Origin of the sequence: Parabacteroides sp. PFB2-10 (assembly GCF_029893085.1) — a bacterium.
GTDB lineage: Bacteria > Bacteroidota > Bacteroidia > Bacteroidales > Tannerellaceae > QVMG01.
Genome location: NZ_JARXWI010000019.1, coordinates 46553 through 64375, shown reverse-complemented (window position 1 = coordinate 64375; position 17823 = coordinate 46553). Strand labels below are relative to the sequence as shown.

The following is a 17823-nucleotide window of genomic DNA, read 5'->3' as shown; positions in this document are numbered from 1 at the left end:
TTGTTTGGGTGGTGTTTGGGTTTTAATGCCGAGGTTGGGGGGCCTCGCAATTACCCCCCCCCCCCCCTCGACAGTTCTGTCCATGCGCTTCGACAGTACTGTCGATGCCCATCGACGATAGAATTATGGCAGGATTTGTGAAAATAGGCTATGACAGCTCTTCGATTCTTTAACAAATCATCCGGGGAGTTTTTCAGATGACATCCTCCGTTTTGCGAAAAATCTATCTATCTTTGTAACTTATCAACAATTTGGGCGATTTATCAACAAAACGAACAAAGTCTGCTTTCTACCTAAGGTCTTTCTGGATAGATTCGTTAGTTTTGTTCCCCAAATAAACTATATTCTATGGGAAAGATTATCGCGTTAGCGAATCAAAAAGGGGGTGTTGGTAAGACTACGACGGCGATCAACCTGGCGGCTTCACTGGCTGTGTTGGAAAAGAAGGTCTTGGTGGTTGATGCGGATCCGCAGGCTAATGCCTCTTCCGGCTTGGGATTGGATATACGTTCGGTTGAATTGTCTATCTATGAGTGTCTGATCAATGGGGATGAGGCCGGGAAAGCTATTTTGCCGACAGAAGTGGATAACCTGGAGATTATCCCGTCGCATATCGATCTGGTAGGGGCGGAGATTGAGATGTTGAACCTCGACAACCGGGAGCGTGTGCTGAAACAGGTGTTGGAACCATTGAAAAGTAAATACGATTATATCCTGATAGACTGTTCGCCCTCCTTGGGACTGATCACCGTAAACGCGCTGACAGCCGCCGATTCGGTTATTATTCCGGTACAATGCGAGTATTTTGCCTTGGAGGGGATCAGTAAACTGTTGAACACGATCAAGATCATCAAGTCGAAATTGAACCCAAATCTGGAAATAGAAGGATTTCTTCTGACTATGTACGACTCGCGCCTGCGTCTGGCTAATCAGATCTATGAAGAGGTGAAGCGGCCGTTCCAGGATTTGGTTTTCGACACGGTGATCCAGCGTAATGTGAAACTCAGCGAAGCCTCCAGCTATGGGAAGCCGGTGATTCTTTATGATCCGGAATCGAAGGGGGCGTTGAATCATATGCAGCTGGCGAAAGAGTTAATTAGTAAAACGAATTAAAAGAATGGATAATTGATAATGGATGATTGATGTCCTATCCATTATCAATCATCCATTATCAATTAATAGAAGCGTATGGCAGTAAAGAGATCGGCTCTCGGCCGTGGATTAGATGCGTTAATAACGATGGACGACTTGAAAACGGGTGGTTCGTCGTCGATTAGTGAAATAGAGCTTAGTAAAATTCAGCCCAACCCCAACCAGCCCCGTTCGGTGTTCGAAGAGGATGCACTGGAAGAGTTGGCTACCTCTATCCGTTCGTTAGGTGTTATTCAACCGATTACGTTAAAAGAAACGGATAGCGGTAAATACATGATCATTTCGGGCGAGCGCCGCTATCGTGCCTCTTTATTGGCCGGTTTGGAGCGTATCCCGGCTTATATCAAGACCGCGGCGGATGAAAATGTGATGGAAATGGCGCTGATCGAAAATATCCAACGCGAAGATCTGAACTCCATAGAAATTGCATTGGCTTACCAGAAGTTGATTGATATATACGGGTTGACACAGGAGCGATTGAGCGAACGGGTGGGTAAGAAAAGAGCTACCATTGCCAATTACCTGCGTTTGTTGAAGCTACCGGCGGAAGTACAGATGGGACTGAAAGACCGTAAGATTGATATGGGACATGCGCGCGCACTTATTTCGGTGGATGAACCCAAGATTCAATTGGCGTTATACGAAAGGGTATTGGCAGAAGGACTCTCTGTGCGTAACGTTGAAGAGTTGGTGCGGGGAAATGCCGCGAAGCAGCCGGAGAAGGCCATGGCGAAAAAAACAAAGGTCAAATTGCCGGAAGAATACACGCTGCTACAGGATCACCTGTCGCGCTTTTTTAAATCGAAGGTGCAGTTGAGCTATAATAAGCAGGGAAAGGGGAAGATTACGATTCCTTTTGCATCCGAAGAGGAATTGGAAAAACTGATTGGTTTACTTGATAAAATGAAATGAGAAACGGGATAGTCATCTTTTTCTTTGTGTTGTTGGGTTTTCCTTCGGCTCTTATAGCCCAGGAAGAGTTGTTAGAGGTTACTACAAGACCGGACACGCTGATCACATTGCCGCCGGACACGATTGCCGAATGGGAGAGGATGGGGGTGACAGATACGTTGGTCGTAGAGGTGCCTGATTCTGTGACGCAAGCCATTCTGGTGGCTGCAGAGGAGGATGCCCAGATGTTGATACCCAAGAAATCGTCCTTCAAACCGAACCCTACCAGGGCAATGCTTTACGGACTCATACCGGGTATGGGGCAGATCTATAACCGGAAATTCTGGAAGGTGCCGATCGTTTACGGGGCTTTTCTGGGCTGTACCTACGCCGTTACCTGGAACCAGATGATGTATGGCGACTATTCGACGGCGTATAAAGACTATATCGAAGACTCGACAAGCGGAAAGCCGGTAGAGGAATGGCATACGAGCTGGCAGATGTTTGTGCCGGCAAACAGTTCGCCTGAAGCGGAAATCAACAACTCCTCCTTTAGGGATAATACGCTGAAGAGGAGAAAGGATTATTATCGTCGTTACCGCGACCTGAGCATTATCATATCCGCCGGGGTTTATCTGATCAGTTTGTTGGACGCCTATGTAGATGCCCAGCTGTTTGATTTTGATATCTCATCGGATCTTTCGATGCGGGTAGAGCCGGTGGTTACACCGAAAACACCTTATAGTGCCCAGTCGTATGGGGTTAATTGCAGTTTTAAATTCTGACCATGGATATGAGAAAGCGAACTACTACGTTATTATGTTTATGTCTGTTTCTGTCTTCACTTATGTATGCGCAGGAGGTGACCTTGTTGGAACAGCTTCTGGAAGAGGAAGAGTTGCTGGAAGAAGAGGAAGAAGATGATCGTTTGTTTTTTGGCGAAGACAGCCTGTTTCGCTTTTCGTTGAACGAGGAGTATTCCGTCCTGTCAAACGACTCCCTGGCGCTCGAGGTTGGATTTATACCGAAGAGTTTCGACCTGGATGTAGACAGCCTGTTGAATAGCTGGCATGTGCAGTATTTCTCGAATGTGGATGATTATTGTCATGACGACGCACAAAATGTCTCTTTTCCGGACTCCATCTACCGGATGCGCCTGGAAAGTTTGCATCATATCATTCCCCTGACCTATAATAAATCAGTAAAAGACTGCATCAACCTGTATGCGGAGAAACGGCGCAGTCTGGTGCGCTATATGCTGGGCATGGCTAATTACTATTTCCCGATCATCGAACAGGTGCTCGATGAACATAATATGCCTGACGAACTGAAATACCTCTCTGTGGTGGAAAGTGCCCTCAATCCGAATGCTTTGTCACGCGTTGGCGCCGCCGGACTCTGGCAGTTTATGTTGCCGACCGGGAAGGCGTGTGGACTGGAAATCAACAGCCTGGTAGACGAACGTCGTGATCCGGTGAAAGCGACGCGTGCCGCTTGTGTTTATTTCCAGAATATGTATGACATTTATAAGGACTGGAACCTGGTATTGGCAGCCTATAACTGCGGGCCGGGCAATGTAAACAAAGCGATCCGCCGCTCCGGAGGGAAAACCGATTTCTGGGATATTTATACCTATCTGCCGAAGGAGACCCGTTCGTATGTGCCGCTCTTTATTGCTGCCTATTATATTATGAGCTACTCCTGCGAGCATAATCTATGTCCGGTGCAAACCACTCTGCCGTTGGCAACCGATACGATTATGGTGGATAAAATGCTGCATTTCGATCAGATTACAGACTTGATTAGTATTGATATCGAATTGCTTCGGTTGTTGAATCCGCAATACAAACGGGATATTATTCCGGGAAACAGCAAACCGTCCGTCCTGAAGCTGCCTGCATTAGACTGTTATGCTTTTGTTGAAAAAGAAGATACAATCTATCAACACCGTATGGATGAGTTATTGGCGAATTGCATACCTTATAATGCGATTACTACCGGGCAATCATCTACCCGTGAACGCATCACACATGTGGCTCAAAGTGGGGAGAATCTGTATACGATTGCCGATAAATATGGTGTTACGGCAAGCGAAATACGTCGCTGGAATGGTTTGGGTAGCAACCGCGTGGCAAAAGGTAAACGCGTGGTTGTGTATGTCGATAACGGAGGGGTTACCTTTGCTTCGGCCAAATCTACCGCTACGACTCCGGCTGTTGCTGCGAAATCAACTACACAAACGGCCGCATCCACGGCTACCAGTACAAATGGATACATTACTTATACCGTGCAATCAGGCGATTCGCTCTATGCGATCGCGCAAAAGTATCCGGGCATCAGTGCCGCTAATATTCAAAAGGCAAACAATCTTCCGAATTCTAAAATCCGTCCCGGACAGAAACTAAAGATACCGGTAGGATAAATAAAGAAAGGAAGGAGATTTACGTGTGAGTTCCAATATCCAGTAAGTTGTTTAAACGAATCGAAGAGATACAAAAAAAGGCGGAATCATATATAGATTCCGCCTTTTTATTATACTGTTTAGCTTCTGATTAGGTTCCGGCAGGCCGAGCTGAATAACTAATCTTCAATGCATATGCTTCACGAAGCGCTTGTTTCACGTCTGTAATAAGACCCATCTTGGTTTCTTTGTCTGCCTTGATAGATACCGTCATAAACGGTTGGTCTTCTTCTTTCATACTTGACTTTTCCTGAGCAATGTAGTCCTGAATTTCAGATATCTCAGCAAAGTTGTCGTTCAACTGCAAACGGGGAGTTGTACCCATTTGTTCACGAAACTCAGCGGTTGGCTCCCCTACATACAGGAAGGTTACCAAAGACTTCTTTTCCAGTTTCTGCAACTCAGTTGCCTGAGGTGCGCGGAATACCACTTTTAATGTTACTTCACGCATAGAGGTTACCATCATGATAAAGAACAAGAAGGCGAATACCAAGTCGGGCAATGATGATGTATTCAATTCAGGCATTTCACGTCCGCCTGCTTTATTAAATTTTCCCATTACTTCGTTCCTCCATAATTTTTAGGTTCTGCTTCGGATATATTTTGTTTATATACCACACGCACAGCTTCCTGTTGTTCTTCTTCCAAATCGATATATGCTTTCCCGAATTTCTTCATGGATACATCATCACGCAGCTCATTGTACGCTCTCGCTAACTCGTTCTGCACCTGGATGTATGCCTGATATTCCGTACCGCGGTCATTTTGCAATGAGATAACATGATTCTTCGTTATCATCATATTGCCGAAGAAAGGTATATCGGTTTCAATCTTTTCAGGTTTATGTTCGTCATTGTATGGATTCTCAATGAACTCCTTTACCTTGTCTTTCAGTTGGGAGATATCAATATGCTCGTTGTTAGCAAGAACCTGGTTGCTACTATTGATCAACACAACCATCAGGTTTCTCTTATTGACATCCATTTCTTCTTTTTCCTGATCTTTCTGAGGAGGAGGAGGCAAACGTCTTGCCAGCCCCTGATCCGTATCCATAGAGGTGGTAATAAGGAAGAAGATAAGCAACATGAAAGCAATGTCGGCAGAGGAAGAACCATTGATTCCAGGTGTCTTTCTTTTTTTTCTTGCCATGTTTTCTTATTCTAATCGTTTATTACTTACCAAAAATTTTCCGAAGGCTTCCCCACAAAATAGCAATAACCAGCAGGGCAACTAAAGCGTAGATAGAATAGATCCACATATCTGTTACCTTCAGCCACATCGGGATATTGTATTTTGCTGTGTCAGCACTTACCAAAGGTAACGGAGTACCATCACCTATCATATAACATACGATCATCAAGCCGGCAAACAAAACCAAAGCACCTAATCCCATCATAGCGCCTTTAGGATTTGTTTTGAACATGCCGATAAATTGCCAAATGGCAAAAAGAAGCGTACTAACGGCTGTAATGGCAAAAATGATATAGATCCAATTCAACAGCATGCCCGTATAAATAGGCTCTTTCATCTCAGCAGCCGGGTCTACTACCCCTCCCAAAAAGAAGGCTAACAGTACGGCCACACTGATCACTACTGAAACGATCAGTGTCCAGCTGGACATTTTTCTTATTTTAGTAACTGCCATAATCGTACTTATTTTTTGAATTTAAGGTTGTATTTAATAACCATATCAAGCAATGTAATAGAAGCATCTTCCATCTTGTTCAGGATGCCTTCTACTTTGCTCAACAAATAGTTATAGAATACCTGAAGGATCAAAGCAACAACAAGACCACCTACTGTGGTGATCAAAGCCACTTTCATACCACCGGCAACAACCGTCGGGCTGATATCACCTACCTGTTCGATTTTGTCGAACGCCATGATCATCCCTACTACTGTTCCCAAGAACCCTAATGACGGAGCCATAGCGATAAACAAGGTTACCCAAGAAAGGTTCTTTTCAAGCAAACCGCTCTGAACACCTCCGTAAGAGATAACTGATTTTTCAACAACATCAATACCTTGGTCAATTCTCATTAAACCTTGATATGCGATAGAAGCAATCGGGCCTCTTGTGTCACGGGCAATCGATTTAGCACCTTCTACATCACCTTTATCCAGTGCTTCTTCAATACCTTGTAACAATTTGTCAGCATTCGTGTCTGCCAGGTTCAGGTAAATGATTCTTTCCAAACAGAAAGCCAAACCTAAGATCAGCGTGATTGCTACCAAACTCATAAAGTCGGCACCACCTTCGATAAATTTAGTTTTCAACGCTTGGTGCATACCACCATCAACAACGGCTTCCTGCGCGAATGCGACTGTAGAGGTTCCAAGGGCGCACAAACCCAAGAATGCTTTTGCAAATAACTTTTTCATTGTGTGTTCAATTTTTAAGATTAATAATTCTCTTTTTATATTTTAAGTTTATTGTTAATAGATTCGTTATTACGATCATGGTATTTCCTTCCTCATGGTATATTCTCTCTCTCTTTCCGCGGAGAGAGCGGGATTCGAACCCGCGATACACTTTAGGCGTATACACGCTTTCCAGGCGTGCCTCTTCAACCACTCGAGCATCTCTCCAATGTCTCTTTTCTTTCTAAAACGAGCGCAAAATACGAAAAAAATCGCATTTGCAAATGTTTCAGCGCACAAATCTAAAGTTTTTGCACGACATAAACACCGATTACAAGCAATAAAATCGGATATTTTCGTAAAAAGATACAACTATACATTCTTATTAATATTTCTAAACAAATTTAGCGCATTTTTACGGGTTTTTTCGGCCACTTCAGCCGCTGTCAACCCATAAACCGACGCTACCTTTTCGGCCGTTTTCCAGATGTAAACAGGCTCGTTACGCTTACCCCTATAGGGTACAGGAGAAAGATACGGAGCATCTGTTTCGAGCAGAATACGGTCGATTGTCATTTCTGCAATCACTTCGCTGAGTCGGGAATTCTTGAAGGTAACCACCCCATTTATGCCGATCATAAAGCCCGGCATTTTCTTTATCTCTTCCAGTTCCTCCTTGTTGCCGCTGAAGCTATGGAATACCCCTGTCAGCTTTTCCGCTCCGACTTTGTGGATGCTGTCGAACACCTCTGCAAAGGCCTCCCGTGTATGGATAGCCACCGGTAGTTGCCGGTCGATGCTCCAGCGCAGTTGTTCTTCAAAAACAATTTTCTGTTCCTTCAACCAGCTTTTATCCCAATACAGGTCAATACCGATCTCGCCGATCCCGCAATAGGTTCGTTTGCCCAACCAGGACTCCGTTTCCGAAAGCATTTTCGCATATCCGCCGTCCACGCTTGTCGGGTGAAGCCCCATCATCGGAAAAACAAAATCCGGATGTTGATCGGTGAGATCCAGCATCCGCCCGATGGTAGTCGTATCCACATTGGGAAGCAACAATGCCTCTATACCCGATTCTTTTGCCCGAACAATAGCCGCTTCGCGGTCTGTGTCGAACTCTTCCAGATAGAGGTGGCAGTGCGTGTCGATCAATCCTCCGGTCATGACTGCCGATAAAGCAATTGATTACATACACTTTTCAACTCTTCCAGCCGTTCAGGTGCAACCTGCAGCGCCTCCAGATGCGCAAGAGCCGCTTGATAATAATCCTGCATTTTCGCCTTTACCAGCTGCTCCAATTTCAACTCATTATATATAAAGGTAAAGATCGCAATCTTTTCAAGCGGGTCGTAATCGGTTTTACCAATCCATTCCATCAGGGTTTCCCGCTGGCTTTCGGAGGCACGCTTCAGGGCGTTGATCAATAGGAATGTTTTCTTGTTGCACAAGATGTCGCCACCAATGTTTTTCCCGAAGGTTTCAGTATCGCCATACACATCCAACAGGTCGTCCTGAAGCTGGAAAGCAAGTCCGATGTTGATGCCGAAAGCATACAAATGGTCGGCATCTTCAGGGGAAGCTCCGCCAAGTAGGGCGCCCGTTTTTAGACTACAAGCTAACAATACGGCTGTTTTCAGACGAATCATCTCCAGATATTCCTCCTCGGTTACATCCATGCGCGATTCAAATTCCATATCATACTGCTGTCCGCCGCATATCTCCAGCGCTGTTTGGGTGAAAAGGTCTAACACCTCTTTTAGGTAAGGCGCTTGTGTTTCGCCCATCAGTCGGTAGGCCACAATCAGCATTGCATCACCGGAGAGGATGGCTACATTCGGATTCCATAACTTATGAACCGTTGGCTTGTGACGTCGTTTATCCGCCTCGTCCATCAGATCATCGTGTAAGAGCGTGAAATTATGAAACACCTCTATGCCTAAAGCCGGCTGCATCGCGGGCGTCAGATCTTCTTGATACATATTGTATGCCATCAGCGCCAGAGCCGGTCTGATCCGCTTTCCGCCCAATGAAAGGATATATTCAATGGGATCATACAGGCTTTTAGGGGGATAATCAAGTTGTAACCGGTGGATTTCCGATTCAATTTGTGCGAGGATTTGTTGAAAAGAGAACATAGGTAATAGCGTCAGTTTATTATTTTTGGTAAATAAAAAAAAGGCTGCATTATACAGCCTTTTTTTGTATCGTTCTTGTTACAGCTTACTGTAAGCGGAATTGGATAGGCATGGTGTATTTCACACGTACCGGTTTCCCGCGCTGTTCGCCCGGCGACCATTTAGGCATCGTGCCGATCACACGTAAAGCCTCTTTGTCCAAAGAAGGGTCTTGTCCGCGGACAACCTCAGCGTCTACCACCGAACCGTCACGGTTTACCACGAAGGAAACCACAACACGTCCCTGAATACCATTCTCCTGTGCAATAACCGGGTATTTGATCGCGTTACCGATAAACTTCAATAACGCCGCATCGCCACCCGGGAAAGAAGGCATTTTCTCTACCACCGTAAAGATCTGATTGTCTGATTCCTCTTCTTCTTCCACTACTGTCGGAGCCACGTAGGTCTCTACCTGTGCAGCCGATTGGTCGTCTTCCGTAGATAAGATCTCCTGTTGTTCCAGCTCCACATCGTCTTCCACTACGTTCAACAGTTCAGGCGCAGCTTGTACTGGTGGGGGTGGGGGTGGAGGTGGGAGCTCTTCCGGTCGGGTGATCTCTATTTCTTCTTCTGCAATGATGTCGGCGACACCTTCACTTGCAGTAACAACCTGGATATCGCGGGTTCCCCATTCGAAACCTACGAACATACAAGCGAGCGCAACAACCAGCCCCATAAGGACGCTTAGCGTTTTGCCGCCTTCCAGATCCGCTTTTGGTGATTTCTTAATTTCCATACTTTTACTTATGATTAATAATGTGTTTCTCTAATAAAAGATATAATCCATAACGCAAAAGTAGTTTATTTTTTATGACACAATAGTCTTTTAGCAAAAAATACTGTGTTTTTTTACTTTTTTTTACGGTTATACCAGAAGCACCTTCTTAATATAAGCAAGTACAGCGAAATCTACACCTTGAAGTGTTTAGTGATATAATTACTATTTTAGTTAGTTACTCAATCGAAACCAAACCGGCAAGTTGAATCGCACGCGCACCGGTTTGCCGCGTTGTTCGCCCGGCGACCATTTCGGCATGCTGTTCACTACACGCAAAGCCTCTTTGTCTAACGAAGGGTCTTGTCCGCGAACCACTTCAGCGTCGACAATAGAGCCATCCCTGTTTACCACAAATGAAACTATCACTCTACCCTGTATCCCGTTTTCTTGTGCAATGACAGGATAACTGGTCTTAGTACTCAGGTATTTAAGTAAAGCTGTCTCTCCTCCGGGAAAGGAAGGAGCCTTTTCTACTACGGTAAAGATCTGATCATCCGACTCCTCTTCTTCTTCCACCACCGTCGGAGCCACGTAGGTCTCTACCTGAGCAGCCGACTGGTCGTCTTCTGTAGATAAGATCTCCTGTTGTTCCAGCTCCACATCGTCTTCCACCACGTTCAACAGTTCAGGCGCAGCCTGTACAGGTGGGGGTGGAGGAGGCGGCGGGAGCTCTTCCGGTCGGGTGATCTCTATTTCTTCTTCTGCAATGATGTCGGCGACACCTTCACTTGCCGTTACGACCTGAATATCGCGGGTTCCCCATTCGAAACCTACGAACATACAAGCGAGCGCAACAACCAGCCCCATAAGGACGCTTAGCGTTTTGCCGCCCTCCAGATCCGCTTTTGGTGATTTCTTTACTTCCATAATCTTACTTCATTTGATAATACTAACAGTTTGTGACCTATAGGTTTTACATAAAAACTACGAACAAATCGTATTGCAAAACTATAAAATAATCTGTCCATTACGAACGAATAGTAGATTATTTTTGCCGAATTAATCTTTTTTAATAAAAAGAAAAAAACCTCCTCTGTTACAACTTTTTCCATATTCCTCCGTTTCTATAAATAAATCGAATTTATTTTCTCCTGATGTAGGCATGAAAAAATATATAATTATCCTCTTTTGTTTTTTGCTTTCTATCCGCGCAAATGCACAAAACGGCGACGAGGTATTCGGCTTTCTGCGCTATCCCTCCTCGGCTCGTATCAATGCGTTGGGTGGTACCTCTGTTGCCTTAGTCGAGCGCGATCCCTCGCTGGTTTTCCATAATCCGGGCTTGTTGGGTGGCGAAATGGATGGCATGATCAACCTGAACTATATGAATTATATTTCCGATATCAACGTCGGAAGTGCTATTTACGCAAAGGCACACAAAGAACGCGGTGCCTGGGCTATCGGTGCCTCCTATATTCATTATGGTAATTTCACAGAAGCTTCCCGGGAAAATATAACGGGCGGCAGTGTTTCTGCAAACGATATCAACCTGCAGGGCGTTTATGCTTACGATCTGTCGGATCGCTGGCGGGGCGGGCTGTCGCTGAAATTTCTCTATTCCGCCTTTGCCGAATATACCTCCATTGGCCTGGCAGTCGATGCCGGATTGACCTATTATCATTCCGAAAAGGAGTTTTCTTTTGGCTTTGCTTTGAAAAACATCGGAGCGCAACTAAAAGCCTACGAAGAAGAACGCCACTCCCTTCCTTGGGATATCCAACTGGGTATTACGAAAAAGTTAGCGAATGCCCCTTTCCGTTTTTCGGTTACCGGGCAATACCTGAATCGCTGGAAGTTCAACTACACCGATCAGACAATAGAAGGAGATCGCGAAGATAACTTCGGGAAGACCCTGTTCAAGCACTTGGTTTTCGGTGTAGACTTTATTCCGTCCGAGAACTTCTGGGTGGGTGTCGGTTATAATCCCAAAAGAGGCATGGATATGAAACTCGAAAGTGGCAACACCTTGGGCGGCTTTTCAGCCGGTGCCGGAGTGAAGGTCAGCTATTTCGACGTGGGTGTTTCCGTAGCCCAATATCATCCATCTGCCATGGCGCTGATGATAAGTATCTCTACCACACTCTCCGATTTCCGTCCCTAACTCCTTCGGAACGACCAACCTCTCTACAAAAAACCATTTCTTCAATTGACAAAATGATAATTCGAAGAGTTTCGGATTTTGTAAAATTGGAATATACTGAAGTCCTTCCGGACTTCTTGACCACCACCTTCTCTTGATTTCCATCTTCAAATTCTTTCCCAACTTGAAGATCTCACCGTTCATTTCCGCACCCCAACTCCTGAAATGTTAAAATAGCGATTGTAAGCAAAACGCCCGTTTTACTTACAAATCCATACGTTAAAAAGTGTTTCTCCCGGGAGTTTGACTCCGAAGTCCCGCTTTTTTGCGCGCAAAGTCCTTCCGAAATTACAAATCGTAAATTGAGGGTTTCGCCGGAAATGGGTAAATTAACATTTGTTTGCATTTCTAAAGGGTGTCTGAATCTCCCCATCCTTTCCTGTTTGACACTTTTGTCGCCCCAAACGAAAACAGGCTGCGATCAATTGATGCGCAGCCTGTCCCTTAGGTTATGTAAAATAAGGCATCGCTGCCTGGTTAAACCTTTATTCCGTTATTGTTTGTAATTCTACATCAATGTTTCCTCTTGTGGCACGTGAATAGGGGCAAAAAGCATGAGCCGCTTCGGCCAGTTCTTTCGCCTGCTCGGGGGAGATACCGGTTGTTTTCACCACGATAACGGCGGAGAGCTTAAACCCGTCGCTCACTTCGTTCAACGTCACTTTCACCGTTACTTCCGGACGGATGCGCACCTCTCTCTCAAGCGCCATCTTCATATAGGCGCCTGAATAACAAGCGGAATAACCGGCTGCGAACAATTGCTCCGGATTGGTGTAGTCGCCACCCGGGCCACCCATTTCCTTGGGAGGACGCAAATCAAGATTAATCACTCCATCCGACGAGGTTACTCTTCCGGCTCTGCCACCTGTATTGGTTGCTACGGCTGTATACAATGCTTTCATAATTCAATTTTTAATTGTTTATATATAGAAAACAAGACTGGAAGCGGAATTGTTTTAGCGGCGTAAACCCGTAGGACTCTTAAATTCATAATTCATAATTCATAATTAACAAACATATTATTACCTTTGACGCTTAAAACAGGAAGACACACACATGGAAGACGAATTCGACATACGCGAGGGTAGGATACCTGAAAATGAACGGGAATTTGAAAACGCCCTGCGCCCTTTGTCCTTCCATGACTTCAGCGGACAGGCCAAGGTGGTTGAGAACCTGAAGATATTTGTGATGGCGGCGCGTATGCGTCGGGAAGCCTTGGATCATGTCTTGCTTCACGGTCCTCCCGGACTGGGGAAGACCACTCTTTCCAATATTATCGCTAACGAATTGGGGGTAGGCTTTAAGGTTACCTCCGGACCGGTATTGGATAAACCGGGCGACCTGGCCGGCGTATTGACCTCTTTAGAAAAGAATGATGTGCTCTTTATCGATGAGATCCACCGATTGAGTCCGGTCGTAGAGGAATACCTCTATTCGGCGATGGAGGACTACCGCATAGATATCATGATCGACAAGGGACCGAGCGCCCGTTCGATCCAAATCGATCTGTCTCCTTTTACATTGGTAGGGGCTACGACACGCAGTGGTCTGTTGACCAGCCCGCTCCGTGCCCGCTTCGGGATCAATATGCACCTGGAATATTATGATATCGAAACGCTGACGAAGATCGTACGGCGCAGTGCCGATATCCTACAGGTGCGATGCGAAGCCAATGCCGCTCTCGAGATTGCTTCGCGCAGCCGGGGAACGCCGCGTATTGCCAATGCCTTGCTCCGTCGCGTGCGCGACTTTGCCCAGGTGAAAGGCAATGGCGATATCGACAAAGCGATTGCCTGCTATTCGCTGGAGGCGCTCAATATCGACCGCTATGGCTTAGACCAGATAGACAACCGCTTATTGACCACCATTATCGACAAATTCAACGGAGGACCGGTCGGACTGACCACGATTGCGACGGCTTTGGGCGAAGATCCCGGCACATTGGAGGAGGTCTACGAGCCCTTCCTGATCAAAGAGGGATTTATTAAACGTACACCGCGCGGACGCGAAGTGACCGAACTGGCCTATACCCACCTGGGGCGCAAGCGGGCCTCTTCCCAAGGATTCTTATTCGACTAAACGATGGCCGGAGGAATGAAAAGCCTGGCCAAAGACACGGCCATCTATGGAGTAAGCAGTATCCTGGGAAAGATGCTCAACTGGCTATTGGTGCCGATGTATGTGCGGGTATTCGACGGAACGGGCGAGTTTGGAATCTACTCCAATGCCTTTGCCTGGGTGGCGCTGTTATTGGTTATTCTTACCTACGGCATGGAGACGGGCTTCTTCCGTTTCATCAATAAAAAGGAGGAGAAAGAGCCGATGCGGGTGTATGCCACCACCTTGTTCAGCCTGGCGATTACCTCTGCCCTCTTCGTTGTGGCTACCTATCTCTTTATAAACCCGATCAGTAGCCTCTTGCAATACGAAGCCTATCCCGATTACCTGAAGATGCTGTTTCTGATTGTCGGGTTGGATGCTTTCTGTTCGATTCCTTTTGCTTTCCTACGTTATCAGGGACGACCGGTACGTTTTATGGCAATCCGCCTGACAAATATCGGGCTTAACATCGGCTTTAACCTGTTTTTCTTTCTTCTTTGCCCGGTTATCTGGCGAAGTATGCCGGAGGCGATCAGTTGGTTCTACCGCCCCGATTATGGCGTAGGTTATGCTTTTGTGGCCAATGTGATCACCTCTGTTGTCACGTTCTTATTGCTTATCCCCGCTATGCGGCCGGCATTCAAACATAAACCCAGTTTTTCGTTGTTGCGGCAGATGTTGCGTTACTCTTTCCCGATCCTGATCTTAGGCATTGCCGGGATATTCAATCAGACAGCCGACAAGATCGTTTTCCGCTTTCTGTTCGATGATACACAATATGCCGACGAACAACTGGGTATCTACAGCGCCTGTTTCAAGATCGCGGTGATCATGGTTATGTTTATACAGGCATTTCGTTATGCCTACGAGCCTTTTATATTTGCCAAAAACAAGGAGAAAGGAAACTTGCGGGTCTACAGCGAAGCCATGAAATACTTTATCATCTTCGGGGTTTTTATCTTCCTGGGGGTGATGTATTACCTGGATATTGTCAAACTATTGTTCCTGACACCCGACTATTATCCCGGACTGAAGGTCGTGCCCATTGTGATGGCGGGCGAGTTTTTCTTTGGGATCTACTTCAACCTCTCGCTTTGGTATAAACTGACCGACCAGACCCATTGGGGCGCCTGGTTCTCGTTGGCGGGATGCGTCGCTACGGTATTGATCATTGTCGGGTTTGCTCCTACCTATGGTTTTATGGCTTGTGCCTGGGCATCGTTCTGTTGCAATCTGTTGATGATGCTGATCTCTTACTTCGTCGGGCAGAAGAAATACCCGATTGCGTACGATCTGCGTTCAGCTGCATTGTATATAGGGCTCGGGATTCTATTGTTTGCGGCAGGTATGGCTATTCAATGCGAGTCGATCTGGCTGCGATTGGGACTTCGGACGCTCTTATTATTTGTCTATATAGGCATAGCTGTTCGCCGGGATATCGCCTTGAGTGATATGCCTTTTATTGGAAAGTATTTTAAACGCTAAACAAAAATAAATGTCAAATCAATCCATTACATGGATATTAAATTAAAAGTTATGAAAAGATTAGTAGGAATCCTGTTATTTGCTGTCATGACGTTCAGCCAGGCGTATGCAGATGAAGGCATGTGGGTACTGAAAGAATTGAACAAAGTAAATCTGGCACGTATGGCGGAACTGGGCTTTACGCTCCCATACGAAGAGTTGTATAACGAAACAGACCCGTCGCTGAGTAACGCGGTTGTTATCTTTGGTGGAGGCTGTACCGGCATCACGGTGTCCGAACAGGGGCTGTTATTCACCAATCACCATTGCGGTTATGGCTCTATTCAGCAGTTGAGTAGCGTAGATCATGATTACCTGAAGGATGGTTTTGTATCCCAATCATTGGAAGAGGAATTGCCGGTTCCCGGACTGAGTGTGCTCTATCTGAAAGAGATCGTCGACGTAAGTGAGCGTGTTATCGGCCAGATTGAAAGCGCGGAGACTGAATTCCGACGCCTGAATATGGCAGACTCCATCGGACGCGTTATCTGCGACGAGGTAGGAAAGAACCAATTCCTGTCGGCCGATGTGGTTCCTTTCTATGCCAATAACAAATATTTCTTAGTGGTATACGAGGTTTTCCGCGACGTGCGTATGGTGTTCGCACCGCCCAGCTCGGTAGGAAAATTCGGTGGCGACACCGACAACTGGATGTGGCCTCGCCATACCGGCGACTTCTCCGTGTTCCGTGTGTATGCGAATGGCAACAATGAAGCGGCGGAATATGACCCGGCCAACAAGCCTTACCGTCCGAGATATGTAGCGGAAGTATCCATGCAGGGCTATCAGGAGCATGATTATGCCATGACAATCGGTTTCCCGGGAAGCACCAGTCGCTATCTCTCGTCCTGGGGTGTGAAGCAACGGATGGAAGACTCGAACGAGCCTCGTATCAAAGTGCGCGAAGTAAAACAGGGAATCTGGAAAGAAGCGATGCTGGCCAGCGATGCCGTTCGTATTAAATATGCCTCTAAGTTTGCCGGAAGCTCCAACTATTGGAAGAACTCTATCGGCATGAACCGTCAGTTGAAGAACCTGAACGTGATCGAACGCAAGCAGGAAGAAGAGGCCGCTTTTGCTCAATGGGTAGCTGCCGATGCCGGTCGTCAGGCGAAATATGGCGAAGTGCTCGACCTGTTGAAGAATGGTTATACCGGAACCGACGACTATACACGCAATGCCACCTTCCTGTCGGAAGCCTATATGAGCGGTGTTGAGATCGTTCGTCTGGCGCGCATGGTGCAGAGCTTCGATGTGAAAGGCTCTACTGCTGAAGAAGCAGCGATCTTTATGGAAGACCGCATCCTGCCTTTCTTCAAGGATTACGAACCGACAATGGATCAGGATGTACTGGCAGCCATGATGCAGGTGGTGAAAGAGAACGTGGATCCGCAGTATCTGCCCGATATTTTCCCGAAAGTGGATAAGAAATACAAAGGCGACTATAAGAAATATGCCGCCGATGTGTTCAAGAAAACCAAATTGCTCTCGCCGGATTATATCAGAACCCTGGTGAGCGATCCGAAGGAATATAAGAAACTACAGAAAGACCCGGCGGCCGAATTAAGCCTTTCTTCTCTGATGAGTATCTTTGAATTGCAACAGATGATGGGGCAAAACTACTACGATATGGAGAAGGGCGAACGCCTTTATTTTGCCGGATTGAAAGAGATGTATCCTGAAAAAGCGCTCTCTTCGGATGCTAACTTCACCATGCGCCTGAGTTATGGTTCCATCCTGGGCTATCGTCCGTACGATGCTGCCTGGTATGATTACTATTCTACCCAGCGTGGTATCTTCGAAAAGGAAGATCCAACCAGCGATGAGTTCTGGGTACAGCCCGAGATTCTCGACCTGATTCGTGGCGGCGACTACGGTGCGTATGCCAATGAAAATGGCGATCTGCCTCTTTGCTTCCTCTCAAACAATGACATTACCGGCGGTAATTCCGGCAGCCCCGTATTCGATAAGAACGGCCGCGTGATTGGTTTGGCCTTCGACGGCAACTGGGAAGCCATGAGTGGTGATATCGCCTTCGAACCCGACCTGCAACGTTGCATCGCCGTAGACATCCGCTACGTGCTCTATATGATCGACAAATGGGGCAAATGCTCTCGCCTGATTGAAGAGCTGACGCTGGCGAAGTAATTAAGTAGTCAGAGTACTTAAAGTAGTCAAGGAGTCAGAGTAGTTAAAAAAATCAGAGTAGTTAAGTGGAATCTCTACTTAACTACTC

17 protein-coding genes and 1 tRNA gene are annotated in these 17823 nt (G+C 46.3%); 8 read left to right on the top strand and 10 right to left on the bottom strand.

What is annotated here, in order from left to right; genetic code table 11:
- The first annotated feature begins 348 nt into the window (after positions 1-348).
- The 4 genes from M2137_RS13260 to M2137_RS13245 all read left to right on the top strand — a co-directional run bounded on the left by M2137_RS13260 (position 349) and on the right by M2137_RS13245 (position 4465).
- Positions 349-1113: an AAA family ATPase gene (locus M2137_RS13260; protein ID WP_280766931.1), complete on the top strand. Its 765-nt coding sequence runs from the start codon at positions 349-351 to the stop codon at positions 1111-1113.
- Positions 1114-1188: 75 nt separating this feature from the next.
- On the top strand, positions 1189-2064 hold the full coding sequence (locus tag M2137_RS13255; protein ID WP_280766930.1) for a ParB/RepB/Spo0J family partition protein: 876 nt from the start codon (positions 1189-1191) through the stop codon (positions 2062-2064).
- The gene (locus M2137_RS13250; protein WP_280766929.1) at positions 2061-2828 is read left to right on the top strand and encodes a DUF5683 domain-containing protein; all 768 of its coding nucleotides are present in this window, start codon (positions 2061-2063) and stop codon (positions 2826-2828) included. Before M2137_RS13255 ends, M2137_RS13250 begins: the two co-directional genes overlap by 4 nt.
- 8 nt (positions 2829-2836) lie before the next feature.
- Positions 2837-4465: a lytic transglycosylase domain-containing protein gene (locus tag M2137_RS13245; RefSeq protein ID WP_280766928.1), complete on the top strand. Its 1629-nt coding sequence runs from the start codon at positions 2837-2839 to the stop codon at positions 4463-4465.
- A gap of 130 nt (positions 4466-4595) precedes the next feature.
- Here M2137_RS13245 and M2137_RS13240 read toward each other — a convergent pair whose 3' ends face one another.
- From M2137_RS13240 to M2137_RS13200, 9 genes are all read right to left on the bottom strand, one after another.
- A complete protein-coding gene (locus M2137_RS13240; RefSeq protein ID WP_280766927.1) occupies positions 4596-5063 on the bottom strand; it encodes a biopolymer transporter ExbD in 468 nt (155 codons plus the stop codon).
- Positions 5063-5653: a biopolymer transporter ExbD gene (locus M2137_RS13235; protein WP_280766926.1), complete on the bottom strand. Its 591-nt coding sequence runs from the start codon at positions 5651-5653 to the stop codon at positions 5063-5065. Before M2137_RS13235 ends, M2137_RS13240 begins: the two co-directional genes overlap by 1 nt.
- A 22-nt stretch (positions 5654-5675) precedes the next feature.
- A complete protein-coding gene (locus tag M2137_RS13230; protein WP_280766925.1) occupies positions 5676-6149 on the bottom strand; it encodes a hypothetical protein in 474 nt (157 codons plus the stop codon).
- Positions 6150-6157: 8 nt separating this feature from the next.
- Positions 6158-6886: a MotA/TolQ/ExbB proton channel family protein gene (locus tag M2137_RS13225; RefSeq protein ID WP_280766924.1), complete on the bottom strand. Its 729-nt coding sequence runs from the start codon at positions 6884-6886 to the stop codon at positions 6158-6160.
- 119 nt (positions 6887-7005) lie between these two features.
- Positions 7006-7093, bottom strand: a tRNA-Ser gene (locus M2137_RS13220).
- Positions 7094-7237: 144 nt separating this feature from the next.
- The gene (locus M2137_RS13215; protein ID WP_280766923.1) at positions 7238-8029 is read right to left on the bottom strand and encodes a TatD family hydrolase; all 792 of its coding nucleotides are present in this window, start codon (positions 8027-8029) and stop codon (positions 7238-7240) included.
- Positions 8026-9000, bottom strand: coding sequence for a polyprenyl synthetase family protein (locus tag M2137_RS13210; RefSeq protein WP_280766922.1), 975 nt, complete (start codon positions 8998-9000; stop codon positions 8026-8028). Before M2137_RS13210 ends, M2137_RS13215 begins: the two co-directional genes overlap by 4 nt.
- A gap of 85 nt (positions 9001-9085) precedes the next feature.
- The gene (locus tag M2137_RS13205) at positions 9086-9778 is read right to left on the bottom strand and encodes a TonB family protein (RefSeq protein ID WP_280766921.1); all 693 of its coding nucleotides are present in this window, start codon (positions 9776-9778) and stop codon (positions 9086-9088) included.
- A 213-nt stretch (positions 9779-9991) separates the two neighbouring features.
- Complete coding sequence (locus M2137_RS13200; RefSeq protein WP_280766920.1) at positions 9992-10687, bottom strand: TonB family protein; 696 nt, start codon at positions 10685-10687, stop codon at positions 9992-9994.
- Positions 10688-10922: 235 nt separating this feature from the next.
- Here M2137_RS13200 and porQ point away from each other — a divergent pair, with 235 nt between their 5' ends.
- Complete coding sequence (porQ, locus tag M2137_RS13195) at positions 10923-11921, top strand: type IX secretion system protein PorQ (protein WP_280766919.1); 999 nt, start codon at positions 10923-10925, stop codon at positions 11919-11921.
- 524 nt (positions 11922-12445) lie between these two features.
- Here the strand turns inward: porQ and M2137_RS13190 are convergent.
- Positions 12446-12862 (bottom strand): organic hydroperoxide resistance protein, encoded by a 417-nt coding sequence (locus tag M2137_RS13190; RefSeq protein ID WP_280766918.1) that lies wholly within the window; start codon positions 12860-12862, stop codon positions 12446-12448.
- A gap of 154 nt (positions 12863-13016) precedes the next feature.
- Here M2137_RS13190 and ruvB point away from each other — a divergent pair, with 154 nt between their 5' ends.
- Genes ruvB through M2137_RS13175 form a run of 3 tightly spaced genes read left to right on the top strand, consistent with a single transcriptional unit; the run spans position 13017 to position 17735 of the window.
- Positions 13017-14042, top strand: a complete 1026-nt coding sequence (gene ruvB / locus M2137_RS13185; protein ID WP_280766917.1) for a Holliday junction branch migration DNA helicase RuvB — start codon at positions 13017-13019, stop codon at positions 14040-14042.
- 3 nt (positions 14043-14045) lie between these two features.
- Positions 14046-15548 (top strand): oligosaccharide flippase family protein, encoded by a 1503-nt coding sequence (locus M2137_RS13180; protein ID WP_280766916.1) that lies wholly within the window; start codon positions 14046-14048, stop codon positions 15546-15548.
- 51 nt (positions 15549-15599) lie between these two features.
- A complete protein-coding gene (locus M2137_RS13175) occupies positions 15600-17735 on the top strand; it encodes a S46 family peptidase (protein ID WP_280766915.1) in 2136 nt (711 codons plus the stop codon).
- Positions 17736-17823: the final 88 nt, after the last annotated feature.

Bases quoted from the DNA above. Each gene is read 5' to 3' on its own strand.
- M2137_RS13260 (WP_280766931.1), top strand. From the start codon at position 349: ATGGGAAAGATTATCGCGTTAGCGAATCAAAAAGGGGGTGTTGGTAAG.
- M2137_RS13255 (WP_280766930.1), top strand. From the start codon at position 1,189: ATGGCAGTAAAGAGATCGGCTCTCGGCCGTGGATTAGATGCGTTAATA.
- M2137_RS13250 (WP_280766929.1), top strand. From the start codon at position 2,061: ATGAGAAACGGGATAGTCATCTTTTTCTTTGTGTTGTTGGGTTTTCCT.
- M2137_RS13245 (WP_280766928.1), top strand. From the start codon at position 2,837: ATGAGAAAGCGAACTACTACGTTATTATGTTTATGTCTGTTTCTGTCT.
- M2137_RS13240 (WP_280766927.1), bottom strand. From the start codon at position 5,063: ATGGGAAAATTTAATAAAGCAGGCGGACGTGAAATGCCTGAATTGAAT.
- M2137_RS13235 (WP_280766926.1), bottom strand. From the start codon at position 5,653: ATGGCAAGAAAAAAAAGAAAGACACCTGGAATCAATGGTTCTTCCTCT.
- M2137_RS13230 (WP_280766925.1), bottom strand. From the start codon at position 6,149: ATGGCAGTTACTAAAATAAGAAAAATGTCCAGCTGGACACTGATCGTT.
- M2137_RS13225 (WP_280766924.1), bottom strand. From the start codon at position 6,886: ATGAAAAAGTTATTTGCAAAAGCATTCTTGGGTTTGTGCGCCCTTGGA.
- M2137_RS13215 (WP_280766923.1), bottom strand. From the start codon at position 8,029: ATGACCGGAGGATTGATCGACACGCACTGCCACCTCTATCTGGAAGAG.
- M2137_RS13210 (WP_280766922.1), bottom strand. From the start codon at position 9,000: ATGTTCTCTTTTCAACAAATCCTCGCACAAATTGAATCGGAAATCCAC.
- M2137_RS13205 (WP_280766921.1), bottom strand. From the start codon at position 9,778: ATGGAAATTAAGAAATCACCAAAAGCGGATCTGGAAGGCGGCAAAACG.
- M2137_RS13200 (WP_280766920.1), bottom strand. From the start codon at position 10,687: ATGGAAGTAAAGAAATCACCAAAAGCGGATCTGGAGGGCGGCAAAACG.
- porQ (WP_280766919.1), top strand. From the start codon at position 10,923: ATGAAAAAATATATAATTATCCTCTTTTGTTTTTTGCTTTCTATCCGC.
- M2137_RS13190 (WP_280766918.1), bottom strand. From the start codon at position 12,862: ATGAAAGCATTGTATACAGCCGTAGCAACCAATACAGGTGGCAGAGCC.
- ruvB (WP_280766917.1), top strand. From the start codon at position 13,017: ATGGAAGACGAATTCGACATACGCGAGGGTAGGATACCTGAAAATGAA.
- M2137_RS13180 (WP_280766916.1), top strand. From the start codon at position 14,046: ATGGCCGGAGGAATGAAAAGCCTGGCCAAAGACACGGCCATCTATGGA.
- M2137_RS13175 (WP_280766915.1), top strand. From the start codon at position 15,600: ATGAAAAGATTAGTAGGAATCCTGTTATTTGCTGTCATGACGTTCAGC.